The organism is Halomonas heilongjiangensis (assembly GCF_002879645.1).
Taxonomy (GTDB): domain Bacteria; phylum Pseudomonadota; class Gammaproteobacteria; order Pseudomonadales; family Halomonadaceae; genus Halomonas; species Halomonas heilongjiangensis.
In genome coordinates, this window is the sequence record NZ_PNRE01000073.1 from 37,846 (window position 1) to 53,242 (window position 15,397).

The 15,397-nt window shown below is 66.2% G+C and carries 12 protein-coding genes; all 12 read right to left on the reverse strand.

Annotation, left to right across the window (positions count from 1 at the left end):
* Positions 1–54 precede the first annotated feature (54 nt).
* The gene (locus tag C1H66_RS16255; RefSeq protein ID WP_102628923.1) at positions 55–2,766 is read right to left on the reverse strand and encodes a CoA-binding protein; all 2,712 of its coding nucleotides are present in this window, start codon (positions 2,764–2,766) and stop codon (positions 55–57) included.
* 13 nt (positions 2,767–2,779) lie between these two features.
* A complete protein-coding gene (locus C1H66_RS16260; protein WP_205738683.1) occupies positions 2,780–4,108 on the reverse strand; it encodes an ATP citrate lyase citrate-binding domain-containing protein in 1,329 nt (442 codons plus the stop codon).
* Between the two features lie 272 nt (positions 4,109–4,380).
* On the reverse strand, positions 4,381–5,877 hold the full coding sequence (locus C1H66_RS16265; protein WP_102628925.1) for a tripartite tricarboxylate transporter permease: 1,497 nt from the start codon (positions 5,875–5,877) through the stop codon (positions 4,381–4,383).
* A 40-nt stretch (positions 5,878–5,917) separates the two neighbouring features.
* The gene (locus C1H66_RS16270; RefSeq protein WP_102628926.1) at positions 5,918–6,400 is read right to left on the reverse strand and encodes a tripartite tricarboxylate transporter TctB family protein; all 483 of its coding nucleotides are present in this window, start codon (positions 6,398–6,400) and stop codon (positions 5,918–5,920) included.
* Between the two features lie 117 nt (positions 6,401–6,517).
* The gene (locus C1H66_RS16275) at positions 6,518–7,522 is read right to left on the reverse strand and encodes a Bug family tripartite tricarboxylate transporter substrate binding protein (protein WP_102628927.1); all 1,005 of its coding nucleotides are present in this window, start codon (positions 7,520–7,522) and stop codon (positions 6,518–6,520) included.
* A gap of 151 nt (positions 7,523–7,673) precedes the next feature.
* Positions 7,674–8,450: a response regulator gene (locus C1H66_RS16280; protein ID WP_102628928.1), complete on the reverse strand. Its 777-nt coding sequence runs from the start codon at positions 8,448–8,450 to the stop codon at positions 7,674–7,676.
* Positions 8,451–8,501: 51 nt separating this feature from the next.
* On the reverse strand, positions 8,502–10,196 hold the full coding sequence (locus C1H66_RS16285) for an ATP-binding protein (RefSeq protein WP_102628929.1): 1,695 nt from the start codon (positions 10,194–10,196) through the stop codon (positions 8,502–8,504).
* A 71-nt stretch (positions 10,197–10,267) separates the two neighbouring features.
* The gene (locus C1H66_RS16290; RefSeq protein WP_205738685.1) at positions 10,268–10,642 is read right to left on the reverse strand and encodes a septal ring lytic transglycosylase RlpA family protein; all 375 of its coding nucleotides are present in this window, start codon (positions 10,640–10,642) and stop codon (positions 10,268–10,270) included.
* Between the two features lie 182 nt (positions 10,643–10,824).
* On the reverse strand, positions 10,825–11,655 hold the full coding sequence (gene cobA, locus C1H66_RS16295; RefSeq protein WP_102628931.1) for a uroporphyrinogen-III C-methyltransferase: 831 nt from the start codon (positions 11,653–11,655) through the stop codon (positions 10,825–10,827).
* 93 nt (positions 11,656–11,748) lie between these two features.
* Positions 11,749–13,209, reverse strand: coding sequence for a sodium-dependent transporter (locus tag C1H66_RS16300; RefSeq protein ID WP_102628932.1), 1,461 nt, complete (start codon positions 13,207–13,209; stop codon positions 11,749–11,751).
* Between the two features lie 179 nt (positions 13,210–13,388).
* Positions 13,389–14,480: a 4-hydroxyphenylpyruvate dioxygenase gene (hppD, locus tag C1H66_RS16305; RefSeq protein WP_102628933.1), complete on the reverse strand. Its 1,092-nt coding sequence runs from the start codon at positions 14,478–14,480 to the stop codon at positions 13,389–13,391.
* A gap of 253 nt (positions 14,481–14,733) precedes the next feature.
* A complete protein-coding gene (locus tag C1H66_RS16310; RefSeq protein ID WP_102628934.1) occupies positions 14,734–15,348 on the reverse strand; it encodes a LysE/ArgO family amino acid transporter in 615 nt (204 codons plus the stop codon).
* Between the last annotated feature and the right edge of the window lie 49 nt (positions 15,349–15,397).

Genomic DNA, 15,397 nt, shown 5'->3' on the forward strand with positions numbered 1-15,397 from the left:
GCAAGCTAACGGTGTGGTGCCCGCGCTGGCCCTCCCAGCGTCAGCCAAGATCGATCAGACAACATGGAAGCACGCCGAAGCGGGAGTGCGCGTGTCCATGTTGCGCCCCCGGTTCAGGTGGTCATCGATCTCGGCCGCGGAACCGATCATGCGGCCGTAGAGGAAGACGCTGAAGGCTGCCGTCTCGAGGTCCCGCTCGGTCAGCTCGCCAGACGTGTAATCCTTCCACAGGAGCGCGAGCAGCAGCGCCGCGATCACCGCGTCGACGTTGACGCAGAAGACATAGCGGCTGGCACCCACGTCATACAGCGCCTGCACCAGTTCGCGGTAGAAGGCGTGGAAGATGTTGTAGTCGCCGCGCTTCGCCATGAACTCCGCGATGAAGCGCTCGCGCGGATCGTAGTTGACCGGCTTGCCCTTGAAGATCGGGTGGTGGACGCCGGGCAAGGCGCGAACCTCGGTCCCGATCTCCTTGGCCTCGGCCTTCTCACGCTTGTAGGCGCGGGCGAAGTCGGTGGCCATGGCCTTGAGGTCGATGCCGTGGCTCGGGTCGGTGGGGTCGATGAGCCCCTTGTCCTTGAACTGGTCGAGCAGGAAGGCCATCCCCTCGAAGCCGTTGCCGCCGTGGCTGTAGCCGGTGTGGGTGAGAAATCCCACCATGGCCTTGTTGATCTGCACGCGCTTGGGGGTCTGGGGTCCGTCAGCCGCGACCGCCCCCTTGGCGCCTTGTGCCGAGATCGAGCCTGGGCCGTTGGAGATCAGCAGGCCGACGAGGATCTGGAGCGGCAACGCCTCGTCGCGGGTCGGCTTCTTGCCGGTCATGGCGAGGAAGCAGAGGTCCGCCATGGTCCATTGGCCAAAGCGCTCGTCGCGCGGAATGCCACACAGCGAACCGGGCTGGTGGTGGGAACCCGGGATCGTCGCGCCGACCATCACGCCGTAGAGGCGTAAATACCAGGGCAACGTCTCGGCGGTCAGGCGCGAGATGCGTTTACGCATGAGGGGACCCCAGGCGATGGTCAGACTGATCGCGGCGAGGATGGCATCCCGGGAGAGGCGGCCGTTCAGGGTGGCGAGGTATTTGAGGAAGACCGACTTGCCACCGCGCGCCTTGACGGCGGCGAGCATCGCCTCGGGGCGGGGGTCGTCGGCCTCGGCCTCGGAGGCGAGAAAGAGCGCGCGGGTGGCAGCGTCCATGGTGATCGCCGAGATGTCGAACTCCTCGCTACGGCCGTCCCGCAGGCCGGAATGCGCAAAGAGATCGATCAGCGCGCTGGTACAGGCCAACGCGCGTTCGACCCGCTGCGGTCCGACGATCGCGGCGGCGGCCGCCATGATGGAGTTGGGCGCATTGCCCGCGTCCCGCGCGGCGTCGGCAGCCACGAGGATCGGGTCACCGACCAGGTTCACCTCCGCCGCCACGGCCACGTCAAGCATGGCACGATCGTTCTCGCCGGCGATCTCGTGGACGAGAGGCAGTGCGAAGTTGGCCTCCAGCGGATCGAGCGCAAGGTCGAGCACCGAATAGCCGTGCACGCTGGTCACCTGGGTGGTGGGGTCCATCACCGAAGCACCGGATTTGTCCTTCATGGTCTGGCGGGCGATCACCGCGCCGACCTGGCGCTTGAGCACGGCGATCTGGGTCGCATAGGGCTCTCTCGGCGTCACCGGGGGCATGGCGAGTTCGGGGGGCAGCGCCAGGCCCTGGTCGTTGGCGACCCAGGGCTTGAGCGCGAGGCTGCCCGTCGAGGCGAAATCGGGCGAAACGCCGTTCAGCTTCATCACCGCGGTCAGTGCCCTGGGGATGTCGGCGATATTGGTCACCACTGCGCCCTTGGCCGAGACCACCGGGCTGTCGGGCGTGTAGAGGCCATCAACCCCGAAGGCCTCCATCAACCAGCCCTCCTTGTCTTCCGCCCGGTCGCCCGAGCCGGCCATCGCCCCGGCATGGCCGACGGCGCGGGTCAGCTTCGACTTCCAGCGGCCGACGACACAGGCAACCGTCGGCTTGCCGAAATCGACGCCGTGCTCGTGATAGCCACCCGGTTCGACATAGAGCACCGCGGCTTTCGAGCGGTCGTCGTTCACCAGCGCATGGGAGAAGTCACGTGCGTTGTAATGGATATAGACGTCCTTTCCGCTCGAGACGAGCGTTGTGGTGCCCCAGCCTTCGGTCGCGAGGTACTGCGCGATGGTGGTGGTGAAGCCCCCCGAATTCGAGAAGATCGCGACCGAGCCCTTGCGCAGGGACTCCTCGGGACTGTCGCCGCCGAGCGCGCCGCCAATGCGGACCTGGTTCCAGCTGTCGGCCACACCGAGGCAATTGCCCCCGATGATGTCGACGCCATTGGCCTGCCCCATCGCGCGGATCTCGCGGGCATCGTGCACGGCAATCTTTTCGGTGATGATGACGATCTTTTCCAGAGCGTCGTTGACACGAATGAGTTCCGCCACCCCATCGCGCACGCTGGGGGGCGGGAGGTAGACGACGCCCACATTGAAGGTGTGCCCCGCATCCAGGCCCTCGCGCACGTTATTGAACACCGGAATGTCGCCCGCGGGGGTCTTGAGCGTCTGCCCGGCACGCCCCGGCGAGGTACCGAAGACCACGTTGCCCCCCGAGTAGGCATGACTCACCGGCGTCACCGTGCGTGACTCGCCCCCCATGATGTTGAGAACACAGACGCGATCCTCGCGCCTCGCCACATCGGCCAGCGAGCGAATGCCGAGAAAGTATGGAAAATCCGCAATACCCTGAAGATACATGATGCTTCTCCCCTTAAGCCGGTGACTTGATGCCGAGATGCCGGGCGATCTCGGCACGGCCTCCGTCACGCATCCACAGATCGAGATTCTTCGCGTAGCTCACCACCTCCGAGATTGCGCTGTCGAAGCCGAAGAAGCGGTAGGGCACGCCAAGGCTGTCCAGCGTGTCGCCGAGGTTGCCCATGCCACGCACCAGGTTCGGCCCGCCGCGCCCGACGACGACATAGAGCGGGGTCGGCCCGTACTGCGCGAAATGCTCGCGCAGCGCGTCGCCCATGCCCCGGAAGGTCTCGAGAATATCCGTGTTGTTCGATTTCCCCCCGATGATGAACAGCACATTGGTCTGGGCAAGGAAGTGCCGGTAGCAGATCGCGGCGACCGACTTCATCTTTTCATAGGGGGGATTGCCACCGAAATCCGAGGAGATGATCGCGGCGTCCCCCAACACCTCGGTGACCAGGCTATTGGCACCACCGCCGAAGGTTGGCGCCAGGATGGTGCCCTTGTCGTTGATCACAAAGACATCCGACTGGCCCTGGTGGGTACGCAGGCGGTTCACTTCCTGCTCGAAGGCCGAGACGTCGGCGGCGAAGATCTGCTCGGGCAGGCCCAACCGCCCCACCCGGGGATCATCGCGGTCAAAGCCACATTTGAAGTCGCAGGCAATCGGCATCAGCCGGCCGTCGCGGCCGGGGCGCATGCGGATGGGGTTCAGTTCCAGCGTGGTCATCCCATAGTGATGCATCAACTCCCAGAGCTTGGGCAGGTGCTGCACCAGCGGCGAGATGATCTCCTTGGGCGCACCGATGTCGCTCAGCGCATTGGCCACCACGAAGGCCTTGAGACCCGTCAGCGCCTCGAACGGTACGGTGGCAATCTCGGACTTGTCCAGCTCCTCGATATCGACGCCACCGCGGTGGGTCAGCGTCATGGTCGGCGCCCGGAAGCGGCTGTCGTCGGAGATGGCAAAATAGACCTCGTGCTCGGCCGGCACGCCGGCCTCGAATGTCACCCCGTTCGCCTTGGCGTAGGCATTGCCGTGGCGATGCTCGGCGAAATAGAGTCGCTCCTTCTCGGCCAGGGCGGTACGCAGATCGCTCGCCTTGCCGATCAGCCCCGCCTTGCCTTTCTTGCCGACGCCACCGCGGAACAGCGGCTTTATGAAGATCAGCCCATGGCGAGCGATCAAGTCCTGAATCTGGTCCTCAGTCGCATCGGGCCCAAGAACTTCCGAGGCCGGAAACCCGACATGATTGAGAAGTCTTGCCCCGTGTAGCATTCCGGTAAGCTGCATATTATTTTCTCCAATAGACCGCTGTTTTCCGGTAAAAGATTCAAGCAAGCGGCAGGAAAGATAGAGCCTCTATTGCCCCTTTCTTTCCTGGAGCCTTCCTCTTCGATCTACGGCTACTGACAAGGTCGTCAACAGGGGTTCATTCAGCTGTCATTATGTTTGTCTGCTGAGTTCCGCCGAGCTTCCACCTCGAGATTCACCCGCCCTTCGTGCACGGCGAGCCATGGCTGGCGTAAAAAAGGGGCATCGAAAGAGTTGATACCCCGAACAATTGGCTGAGTTCTGTATGCTTGTCGGAATCGACAAGTCACTTCAAGGATTCAGCTGGTAGCGCGTACCCGGACCACGACCTTCTTGACCAGCGGCAGGGTGAGTGACAGCCCGGCGATGATCAGCAGGGTCAGCGAGATCGGCTTGTCGATGAAGGTCGACCAGTCGCCGCCGGAGATCTGCAGCGCACGCCGCATCGACTCTTCCATGATTCCGCCGAGGATCAGCGCCAGGATCAGCGGTGCGGCCGGGAACCCGAACAGGCGCATGCCCAGGCCCAGCAGGCCGAAGCCGAGCAGCAGGAAGAGGTCGAAGACGCTGAAGCTCATCCCGTAGACGCCGATCATGCAGAAGATCAGGATCAACGACAGCAGCAGCGGCCGCGGCATGTCGAGGATCCTGGCGATGAACGGGATCAGCGGCAGGTTGAGCACCAGCAGGAAGATGTTGCCGATGTACATGCTGGCGATGACGCCCCAGAACACATCGGGCCGATCCACCAGCATCGCCGGTCCCGGGGTCACTCCCATCACCAGCAGGGCGCCGAGCAGCACCGCCGTGGTACCGGAGCCGGGCACGCCGAGGGTCAGCAGCGGCACGAACGACCCGGTACAGGCGGCATTGTTGGCCGCCTCGGGCGCCGCCACGCCCTTGATGTTGCCCTTGCCGAAGGTATCGCCATCCTTCGCCAGGCGCTTCTCCATGCTGTAACCGAGGAACGAGCCGATCGTGGCGCCGGCACCGGGCAGTACCCCGGTGAAGAAGCCGAGCACCGAGCTGCGGCCGATGGGGCCGGCGATCTCCTTCACCTCGCCCCTCGACAACTTCAGCGAACCGATGACATTGCGTGGCTGCTCCTTGCCGCCCCCGCCGCGCAGCAGGATGTAGAAGACCTCGGCCAGGGCGAAGATGCCCAGCGCCACGACCAGGAAATCGATGCCGTCGAGGAGATGGGCGGTACCGAAGGCGTAACGCACGGTGCCGGTCTGCAGGTCGATGCCGATGATCGAGATCATCACCCCTATCACGGCGGCGATCAGCCCCTTGACCAGCGACTTGTCGGAGAGCGACACCACCGCGGTCAGGCCCAGCACCATCAGGGCGAAGTACTCCGCCGGGCCGAAACTGACGGCAACCTTCGACAGCAGCGGCGCCACCATCATCAGGAAGACGATGGAGATGGTGCCGCCCACGAAGGAGGCATAGGCGGCGATGGCCAGGGCCTTGCCCGCCAGGCCCTGCTTGGCCATGGGATAGCCGTCGAAGGAGGTGGCTACGGTCCCCGCCACGCCAGGGGCGTTGAGCAGGATCGACGAGGTCGACCCGCCGAAGATGGCGCCGTAGTAGACCCCTGCCATCAGGATTAGGCCGGAGGAGGGATCCATGGCGAAGGTGATCGGTATCATCAGCGCCAGGGCACTGATCGGCCCCAGGCCGGGCAGCATGCCGATGATGGTGCCGGCGAACACCCCGACGAAGACATAGAGGATATTGATCGGCTCCAGCGCGATGCCGAAGCCATACATCAGGTTGTTGAAAGCATCCATTGTCAGGTTCTCTCTCGCTGGCTGAGCGTGTCGGGCGACATCAGATCGGCAGGATCCCGGTCGGCAGGTAGACGTTCATGACCTTGGTCATGGTCAGGTACAACGCCAGCACCACACCCAGGGAAACGGCCAGGTTGACGACGTGACGACGATAGCCGTAGTACCAGGTGAGGCCGAACGACAGCAGCGTGGATGCCACCACGAAGCCGATCGAGACCAGTATTGCGGCGTAGACGGCGATCGCCAGCGAGGTCACGACCACCCGTGACCAGGGGCGCAACAGCAGCGGTATGGCCTGCTCGTCGACATCGCTCGGCTGCGGGACGTCCCGGGCCTTGGGCTGTTCCAGGAACAGCAGCAACGCCAGGCCCAGCAGCACGAACCCCAGCACCTTGGGAAAGAGGTCGGAGTCCACCGGACGCGGCAGCGGGAAACTCGGAATCTGATAGGCCATCACCAGGTAGCCCATGGAGAACAGGGCAATCACCAGTGCCAGCCACTGATTGGTATTGAGTCTTGTCATGAGGCAGTCATCCCGAACCCGGAGCGCCAGCGCTCCCATGGGTTCAAGTCATGCATTCGAGGGAACGCGAGCCCTGTTTGGCGCAGGGCTCGCGCGAGACGGGGGGCGTCGCCGATATCAGCGGATCAGCCCAAGCTCGCTCAGCACTTCGCTGAACTCTTCCTTCTGCTCGTCGAGGAAGGCGCCGAATTCCTCGCTGTTCTGATAGGCGTCGATCCAGCCCAGTTGATCGCGCGCGTCGGCCCAGCCATCGGTCTCGAGCATCTGCGCGAACAGCTCCTCGTAATAGGCCACGGCCTCCTCCGGCATGTCGGGGGTGCCCATCACCCCGCGCCAGATATCGAAGGTGTAGTCGATGCCCTGCTCCTGATAGGTGGGGATATCGGCCAGCGGGCCACCCAGCCGCTCGGGAGCCGACACGCCCAGCGCACGGACCTCGCTGTCGGGCCCCAGTTGGCCCGCGGCCTCACCGGCTCCGGTGATCACCGCCTCGACGTGACCGCCCATGAGGTTGGTCATCGCCTCGCCACCTCCCGAGAAGGCGATGTAGTTGACATCGGCCGCCTCGAGGCCGGCAGCCGATGCCACGCCGGCGATGGAGATGTGATCCATGGAACCCGGCGCACTACCACCGCCGACGCTCAGGCTGGCGTTCTCGCGTATGGCGTCGAACAGATCGTTGAGATCCTGGTACTCGGAATCGCGTGGCACCAGCACGATCGAGTAGTCGGTGATCAGGCGTGCGATGGGCGTGAAGTTGGTGTGATCGTACTGCGAGGTGCCGGCCAGGGGCACCAGGATGATCGGCGGGCTGGTGGCGAACAACTTGTGGGGGTTGCCGGTATCCCGGGCGATCTGGGCCCAGGCCACGGCACCACCGCCGCCCGGCACGTTGATGGCGGCGAAGTTCTGGTCGGCCAGCCCCTCCTCCTGGATGACCCGCGAGGTGGTGCGCACCAGGGTGTCCCAGCCACCACCGGGATTGGCCGGGGCGATGAATTCGATGGCACTGGTCGGCGTCCAGTCGTCGGCCTGGGCGGCGGTGCCCATGCCGGCCAGGGCGGCCAGGGGCAGGACGAGAGCGGCCAGGCGGGCTGCCGGGCGGGATGTCTTGACGATCATGGCGTTCTCCAAACGAGTCTCTGTTGTTCTATCCACGGATCGGACTATTGCGTCCGTGTGCATCAGCAACGTTAGAAGAGCCCGGCAGGATCCGGCAAGCTTGTGATCATAAACGATAAAAAGGGCGTTATGATCATTGTGTGCATTGTGCTCACACCCCGCCGGTTCCCCCCTCCTCGAGCCACGGGGCGACGTCGCCGACCAGGCGATAACGACGCTCGGGCCTGCCGACATCACCATAGCCCAGTTCGGCGGCGGCCACCTGTACCGACACCAGGAACTCCAGGTAACGGCGTGCCGTGGAGCGGCTGGCACCGATGGTACGGGCGGCCTGCATGGCGGTCAGCGGGGATGTCGCGCCCTCCAGAGCGCGAATGACCGCGGTCAGGGTCAGGCGATCGATGCCCTTGGGCAGCGATCGGGCACAGCCGCCCGGGGCCTGCTGCGGACGCAGGCGCGCCAGGGCCTGGTCCAGTTCCTCCTGGTTCATCTCGCCGCGGGACGCCAGGGCGGCGCGTTCGCGGCGGAAGCGGGCCAGCATCTGCGCCATGCGGGAAGCCTCGGTGGGCTTGATCAGGTAGTCGAAGACGCCACCCCGCAGGGCCTCGGCGATGGTCTCCACCTCGCGGGCCGCCGTGACCATGACGATATCCATGTGCAGATGGTCACGACGCAGTTCCCACAGCAGTTCCAGTCCTTCCACGTCGGGCAGATAGGCGTCCAGCAGCACCAGCTGGGTCATGTCGGCATGCTGCGCGAGCAGCTCCCTGGCCTCGGCGCCGGAGCGCGCCATGCCCACCACCCGGAAGCCTTCGCTCTGCTCGATGAAGGCACGGTGGATCTCGGCGATGCGGAAATCGTCCTCGATGATCAGGATCCCGTAGTCCCGGGATGGGGGGCTCGAGGGTGGATGGCCGGGGTGTGGCATCGATTCTCCCTTGTGCTCGTCGTTGTGTCTGTCGTCGTGTTCGGCGTGCCGTCAGCGCTCGGCCGCGACCGGCATCCGGCACAGCGAACGATCCAGCACCACCGTGAAGCAGGCACCGCCCAGCTCGCTCTCTTCCAGGGTGATCGCACCGCCATGCTCGCGGCACAACCGCGAGACCAGCGCCAGGCCGATGCCGCGGTGCTTGCCCGGCTTGGTCGAGAAGCCTTCGCGGAAGATCGCCTCGACATGCTCGGGCGCTACCCCAGGGCCGTTATCCTCCACCTCGATCAACAACTGCTCGCCCAGGTCGGTGAAGAAGAGCCGCACCCGTGGCCCCCCAGCGCCACCTCGATCTCTCTGGAGGGCCGCATGGCAGGCGTTGTCGAGCAGGTTGCCGATCACCGTCATCAGCACCTCCTGACCGGTGGCGGTGAGCGGCGCGGCCAGCGAGCTCTGGTCGTCGATCTCCAGGGTCACCCCGAGCTCGCGGGCCCGGGTCAGCTTGCCGAGCAGGGTGCCGCTGATCACCGGGTCCGCCACGTGTCCCATCAGGAAACTCATCTGGGCCTGGGCACGTTCGCTCTCCTGGTGGATCAGCGCCAGGGCTTCCTTGATACGGTCGAGCTGCAGCAGCCCCGAGATGGTGTAGAGCTTGTTGGAGAACTCATGGGCCTGGGCACGCAGCATGTCCACATCGCGGCTGGCGGCGGTGAGAGCCGCGGAGAGCTCGACGATCTCGCGTCGGCTGCGGAACGTCGCCACCGCGCCCTCGATCTCGCCGGCATGGATCACCGGCACCCGGTTGACCACCACCGGGTGGTCGCCGAGCCACATCTGCTGGTCGAACTGTTGCTCGCCACGCTCCAGCACTTCGAGCAGCCGCGAGTTGGGCACGACGGCCTGGATCGGCCGGCCCAGTACCTCGCATTCCAGCGGCAGGTCGAGGAAGCGCCGCGCCTGCTGGTTGACCAGGGTGATCTGCCCCTCGCGGTTCACTGCCAGGATGCCCTCGTGGATCGACTGCAGGATCGCCTCCTTCTCCATCGCCAGCCGGGCGATCTCGTGGGGCTCGAGGCCCAGGATCACCCGCTTGAGGTGACGCGAGAGGCCATAGGCGCCGGCGAAGCCGAGCACGATCATCAGCGCCACCAGCCACCAGCCGAGGCTGGTGTGCCGCCCCACGTCCATGGCCACCCGGTCGAGCATGAACCCCACCGAGACGATGCCGATGATGTTGCCCTGGTCGTCGAACACCGGGGTCTTGCCGCGGACCGCCTCACCCAGCGACCCGGTGGCCTCGGAGACATAGGACTCGCCGTGGAGCAACGCCCGGTCGTTGTCGCCGCCGACCATGGGCAGACCGAGGCGCTCGGGCAGCGGATGGGAGTAGCGCAGGCCCTCGGTGTTGCCGACCACCACGTAGCGGGCACCGGTCTCGCGACGGATGCGTTCGGCGATGGGCTGGATGGTGGCCGCCGGGTCGGCGTGGGAGAAGGCCTCGATCAGCTCGGGAATCGCGGCCACGCTCAGCGCCACGGCCAACGCGCGCTCGCCCATCTGGTCGCTGATGATCTCGGCCTTGCGGTGATTGAGGTAGGCCCCCTGGGCCAGCAACATGGCGGCCAGCAGCACACCCACCAGCAACATCACCTGGAGGCGGAAGCTGCGGATCAGCCGGTGGCGTCGCGCCCGGGGGCGACGCAGGCGCCTGACCTCGGCAATGGCATCGGCACGGCGGGATGACATGGCGCAGACTCGATGACGAAGAGTCGTCATTGTGTCACGCCTGCCGGGCACAGGCACCCGCCAGATGCGCCTCAGCGTTCGGGCGTGATGCGTACCGGCGCCGTGCCCCTGCGCACCATGTCGAGCTCCTCGGCGGCGCGCCGGGAGAGGTCGATGACACGCCCCCTGACGAAGGGGCCGCGGTCGTTGATGCGCACCACGGTCTCGCGACCGTTGTCGAGACGAGTCACGCGCACCCGGCTGCCGAACGGCAGGGTGCGGTGGGCGGCGGTGAGGGCCTGCCGGTCATGGCGCTCGCCGCTGGCGGTGCGCCGGCCATGGTAGCGATCGGCGTAGTAGGAGGCCTGTCCCTGCTCGCCGCTCCACCCGGCCGGCGCCTCGACGCCGGCCGGGTGGCCGCCGCGGCCGGCACAGCCGGCGAGCAGCACGACCGCCAGCAGCAGCATCGGCAGACGAAAGGCGGTGGACAGTCGGCGTGCGCCCCTGGCGCCACGAGCGGCGACGGCCTCGGCGGTAACGATATCGGCAATGATACTGCGGTGACGGGATGACATGGCGAAGGCTCGGCAAATCGGGCCGATTATTGTCGCATGCCCGGCCCGTCATGCAAGGCGGTTACCGGGCCGGCCTACCGTTTCCCGGTGTCCCAGCCGCGGCTCTCCGCCAGGTGGCCATCGAACCAGGCCAGGCGATCGTGGAGCGCCACCACGCCGCCGACGATGATCAGCGTCGGCGGGCGCAGGAGGCCTGCCAGGGAGTCCGGCATCCACTCGAGGGTACCGCGATGCACGCGCTGGCGGGCCGTGGTGCCCTGTTCGATCAGTGCCAGCGGGGTCTCGGGCGCCAGTCCGTGGGCGATCAACTGGCGACGGATCTCTTCCAGGCCGTGCAGGCCCATGTAGAAGACCAGGGTCTGGCCGGGGCGGGCCAGCGCCGGCCAGTCCAGGTCCGTGCTGCCGTTCTTGAGATGGCCGGTGACGAAGCGTACCGACTGGGCATGGTCGCGGTGGGTCAGCGGAATGCCCGCATAGGCGGCACAGCCCGACGCCGCGGTGATGCCGGGCACCACCTCCACCTCGATGCCCTCGGCCACCAGCGCCTCGAGCTCCTCGCCGCCGCGCCCGAAGATGAAGGGATCGCCGCCCTTCAGGCGCACCACCCGCTTGCCCGAACGCGCCCAGTCGAGCAGTGCCTGGTTGATGCCCTCCTGGGGCAGGCTGTGGTCCGAGCGCGCCTTGCCGACATAGAGGCGTCGTGCGGCCGGGTTGGCCAGGGCCAGGACCTCCTCGCTGACCAGCCGGTCGTGGAGGATCACGTCGGCGGCCTGCAGTCGCTTGAGCGCCTTGAGGGTCAACAGCTCCGGGTCTCCCGGGCCCGCCCCCACCAGGCTGACCCGGCCCCGAGGCAAGGCGTCGGGGGGCGATGCGCGATCGTCGCGAGGGTCGTGGTCGGCGCTCATATGCCCTTCACTCCAGTTTTCTCCGGTCACATATGCCATAAAGTAATGAATTGGGGATCACGGCGCCACCACGAAAACGCCGCACCCCCGATCTCACCCCCCCAGGGCCTTGCGCAGCCGGGGGCTCGCCAGCTCCCCGGTCAGCATCACCGCCACCAGCACGGCCAGCAGCCAGGGCCAGTGGGCGCCGAACTCGACCCGGGCGATGCCCAGGGCATCGACGAAGATCACCAGGATGCCCAGCGGGCTGACGTAGCGCACCATGAACAGCCAGAGCGTATACCAGCGCGGCGACAGCCCCAGCTCGTCGCGGAAGACCTCGCTCTTGAGCACGAAGCCGGCCAGCAGCACCATGCCGAGGCCGCCGAGCGGCATCATCCAGCGCGAGGTCAGGTAGTCGAGCCAGTCGAAGGCGTGGCGGCCAGCGAGCGTCCAGTCGGCGCCGAGGTTGAACGACAGCATCGCCAGGGTGCTGATCAGCCACAGCAGGATGCCGGTGCCCCAGGCCGCCGTACAACGCGTGACGCCCTTGTTGTCGACGAGCCAGGAAACCGTGGCCTCGACCATGGAGATCGCCGAGGTCAGCGCCGCCATGGAGAGCATGACGAAGAACAGGATGCCGAACAGGGTGCCCAGCGGCATGGCCTGGAAGGCCAGCGGCAGGCTGATGAACAACAGCCCTGGCCCACCTTCGGGGCTCATGCCATTGGCGAAGATGATGGGGAAGATCGCCAACCCTGCCATCAAGGCCACCAGGGTGTCGGCGAGGGCCACGCTGAAGGTGGTGCGCACGATGGAGGCGCGGGCCGGCAGGTAGCTGCCGTAGGTGAGGATGGCCCCCGAGGCCAGCGACAGGGTGAAGAAGGCGTGCCCCAGGGCGGCCAGCATACCGTCACTGGAGAGACTGCCCGAGTCGAAGGAGAACAGGAAGCGCCACGCCTCGCCGAAGCCGCCGGAGAAGACCCCGTAGGCGATCAGGATCAGCAGCATCACCACCATGCCCGGCATCATCCAGCTGACGCTCTTCTCGATGCCGGCCTGCACCCCCTTGCCGACGATCAGCATGGTGGCCAGCGTCACCAGGGTGCTCCACAAGCCCAGGTTGAGCGGGTTCTCGTTGTTGGCGACGAAGATCGCCACCATGTCGTCGACGCCGGAGCCGGCCAGTCCACCGGTCAGCATCTTCCATAGATAGGAGAAGGACCACCCCGCCACCACCACGTAGAACGACAGGATCATGAAGCCGCACAGCATGGCCATCCAGCCCAGCAGCGACCAGCCCGGGGAGCGCCCCGACTCGGCCACCACCCGGTGCACCGCATCGATGGGGCTGCCGCGGCCGCGCCGGCCGAAGGCGATCTCGGTCATCATCACCGGCACCCCGACGGCGAGGATGCAGGCGAGATAGACCAGCACGAAGGCACCGCCGCCGTGCTCGCCGGTCATGTAGGGGAACTTCCAGATATTGCCCAGGCCGACGGCGGAGCCGGTAGCCGCCAGCACGAAGCCCCAGCGGCCTAGCCACTGGGCGCGGGGTTGTTGGGATCTTGTCATGTCTCACCAGGGAAGCAGGGGATATTGTTGTCACCCGACGCGTTGAATGATCGGCACGAGCCATTCATTGTGACGGATTTTATTGTGATATGGCAGATGAACAGGAGTTGATCCTGCCCACCTGCCAGGAACGCTCCCCGCCCGGAAGGGAGGCGGGGGAGCGTCGGGGATCAGTCGTCCTAGAGGACGCCGCGGCGCATCTGATCCTCCTCGATGGATTCGAACAGCGCCTTGAAGTTGCCCTCGCCGAAGCCGTCGTTGCCCTTGCGCTGGATGATCTCGAAGAAGATCGGGCCGATCACCGTCTCGGTGAAGATCTGCAGCAGCACGCCCTCGCCCTCACCGCCGTCGATCAGCAGGCTGAGCTCGCGCAGCTCCTCGACATTCTCCTCGTGGTTCGGCACCCGCTCATCGACCTTCTCGTAATAGGTGTCCGGCGTGCTCAGGAAGGTGATGCCGTTGGCCCGCAGGGCCCGCACCGTGGCGTAGATGTCGTCGGTAGCCATGGCCAGGTGCTGGATGCCCTCGCCGTTGTACTCGCGTAGGAATTCGGCGATCTGGGAGCTGTCGTCGGCGGACTCGTTGATCGGGATGTGCATCTTGCCGCAGGGGGCGGTCATGGCCCGGGAGTGCAGCCCGGTCTTCTTGCCGGCGATGTCGAAGTAGCGGATCTCGCGGAAGTTGGCGATGCGGGTGTAGAAGTCGGCCCAGACGTCCATCTGGCCACGGTCGACATTGTGGGTCAGGTGGTCGAGGACCTTGAGGCCGACGCTGTGGTCGTTGGCGCCCCGGCCGGGAATCGGTTCGAAGTCGATGTCGTAGATGGTGCGCCCCTCGCCGTCGACCTTGGGATCGACGAAGTAGAGCAGCGAGCCGCCGATGCCCTTGACCGCCGGAATCCCCACCTCGCCGGGGCCGACCGGGTTCTCCACCGGCTCGGCGCCGTTGGCCACGGCGTGGTCGAAGGCCTGGCGGGCATCGGCCACCTTCCAGGCCATGGCACAGGCGCTCGGGCCGTGAACGCGACCGAACTCGGCGGCATGACTACCCGGCTCGGCGTTGAGCACGAAGTTGACGCCTTCCTGCTGGAACAGCGTGACCCGCTTGGAGCGGTGCCGGCGAGTCTCGGTGAAGCCCATGCGGGTGAAGAGCCGCCGCAGGGCCTCGATGCCCTCGGCGGTCGGTGCGGTGTACTCGACGAACTCGAAGCCGTTGGTGCCGATGGGGTTGGTCTTGCTGATGGGCGACACGGTCGTGGCGGGTGCGTTCATCTCTTTCCTCCAGGGGGAGCGGTTGTCGTGGAATCCCGGCGTCGGGTCGCTGGTTGTCGGCGTTCCGGCGGTGCCGATGCGTGCCTCCAGACTAGTGGTCGCGGCTGCCCTTCGAAACGCCCGGTTGGCGGCCTCCCGACGCCCCCTGCCCGCCTCGGCCTGACCCAGCGTAAGGAAAACCTTACAGCCCGGCCTGGTCGGCGCTCTGCGCCGTCTCACCGGTGCGTTTCCCTGACAGGGCGTAACGTCAACGTTACAGCTGAGGCATCATCACCCCGCTCGCCAGGCGCCAGGCGACCCAGGCCAGGATCAGCGCGATCCCGAGTTCGATCGCCCGCCATACCCGCTGGCTCGCCAGTCGCGGCGCCAGCCAGCCGGCCGCCGCCGCCAGGCCGAAGAACCAGCCGAACGAGGCCATCGCCGCGCCGAAGAAGAACCCCAGCGGGCTGGGTTGCACCGCCCCGATCGCCCCGAGCAGCACCAGCGTCTCCAGATAGACCTGGGGATTGAGCAGCGTCACCGCCAGGGTGGCCGCCAACGCACCACGCCAGGAGGCCTGCTCCCGCCCGCCGGCCACCAGCGCATGCCGCGAGCAGGCCCGACGCAATGCCAGCCAGGCCTGCCAGGCGAGAAAACCCGCGCCGGCCCAGCGGGCCACCTCCATCAGCATGGCCTGCTGGGCAATCAGCGCGCCCAGGCCCAGCACGCCCAGCCCCACCAGCAGCCAATCGCACAGCGCACAGATGCCGGCCACCAGCCAGGCGTGCTGGCGTCTCAGCCCCTGCTGCAGCACGAAGGCGTTCTGCGCGCCGATGGCGACGATCAACCCGGTGCAGATCAACAGCCCGTTGAGCCACGATAACCACATGCGACGCTTCCTCCCTGGCAGGTGAATGCCACCCAGGCTAAGCTCGACT

Excerpts from the sequence above, each read along its gene's own strand:
- C1H66_RS16285 (WP_102628929.1), bottom strand. The coding sequence starts at position 10,196 with ATGTCATCCCGCCGTGCCGATGCCATTGCCGAGGTCAGGCGCCTGCGT.
- C1H66_RS16290 (WP_205738685.1), bottom strand. The coding sequence starts at position 10,642 with ATGCTGCTGCTGGCGGTCGTGCTGCTCGCCGGCTGTGCCGGCCGCGGC.
- hppD (WP_102628933.1), bottom strand. The coding sequence starts at position 14,480 with ATGAACGCACCCGCCACGACCGTGTCGCCCATCAGCAAGACCAACCCC.
- cobA (WP_102628931.1), bottom strand. The coding sequence starts at position 11,655 with ATGAGCGCCGACCACGACCCTCGCGACGATCGCGCATCGCCCCCCGAC.
- C1H66_RS16280 (WP_102628928.1), bottom strand. The coding sequence starts at position 8,450 with ATGCCACACCCCGGCCATCCACCCTCGAGCCCCCCATCCCGGGACTAC.
- C1H66_RS16255 (WP_102628923.1), bottom strand. The coding sequence starts at position 2,766 with ATGTATCTTCAGGGTATTGCGGATTTTCCATACTTTCTCGGCATTCGC.
- C1H66_RS16265 (WP_102628925.1), bottom strand. The coding sequence starts at position 5,877 with ATGGATGCTTTCAACAACCTGATGTATGGCTTCGGCATCGCGCTGGAG.
- C1H66_RS16275 (WP_102628927.1), bottom strand. The coding sequence starts at position 7,522 with ATGATCGTCAAGACATCCCGCCCGGCAGCCCGCCTGGCCGCTCTCGTC.
- C1H66_RS16310 (WP_102628934.1), bottom strand. The coding sequence starts at position 15,348 with ATGTGGTTATCGTGGCTCAACGGGCTGTTGATCTGCACCGGGTTGATC.
- C1H66_RS16270 (WP_102628926.1), bottom strand. The coding sequence starts at position 6,400 with ATGACAAGACTCAATACCAATCAGTGGCTGGCACTGGTGATTGCCCTG.
- C1H66_RS16300 (WP_102628932.1), bottom strand. The coding sequence starts at position 13,209 with ATGACAAGATCCCAACAACCCCGCGCCCAGTGGCTAGGCCGCTGGGGC.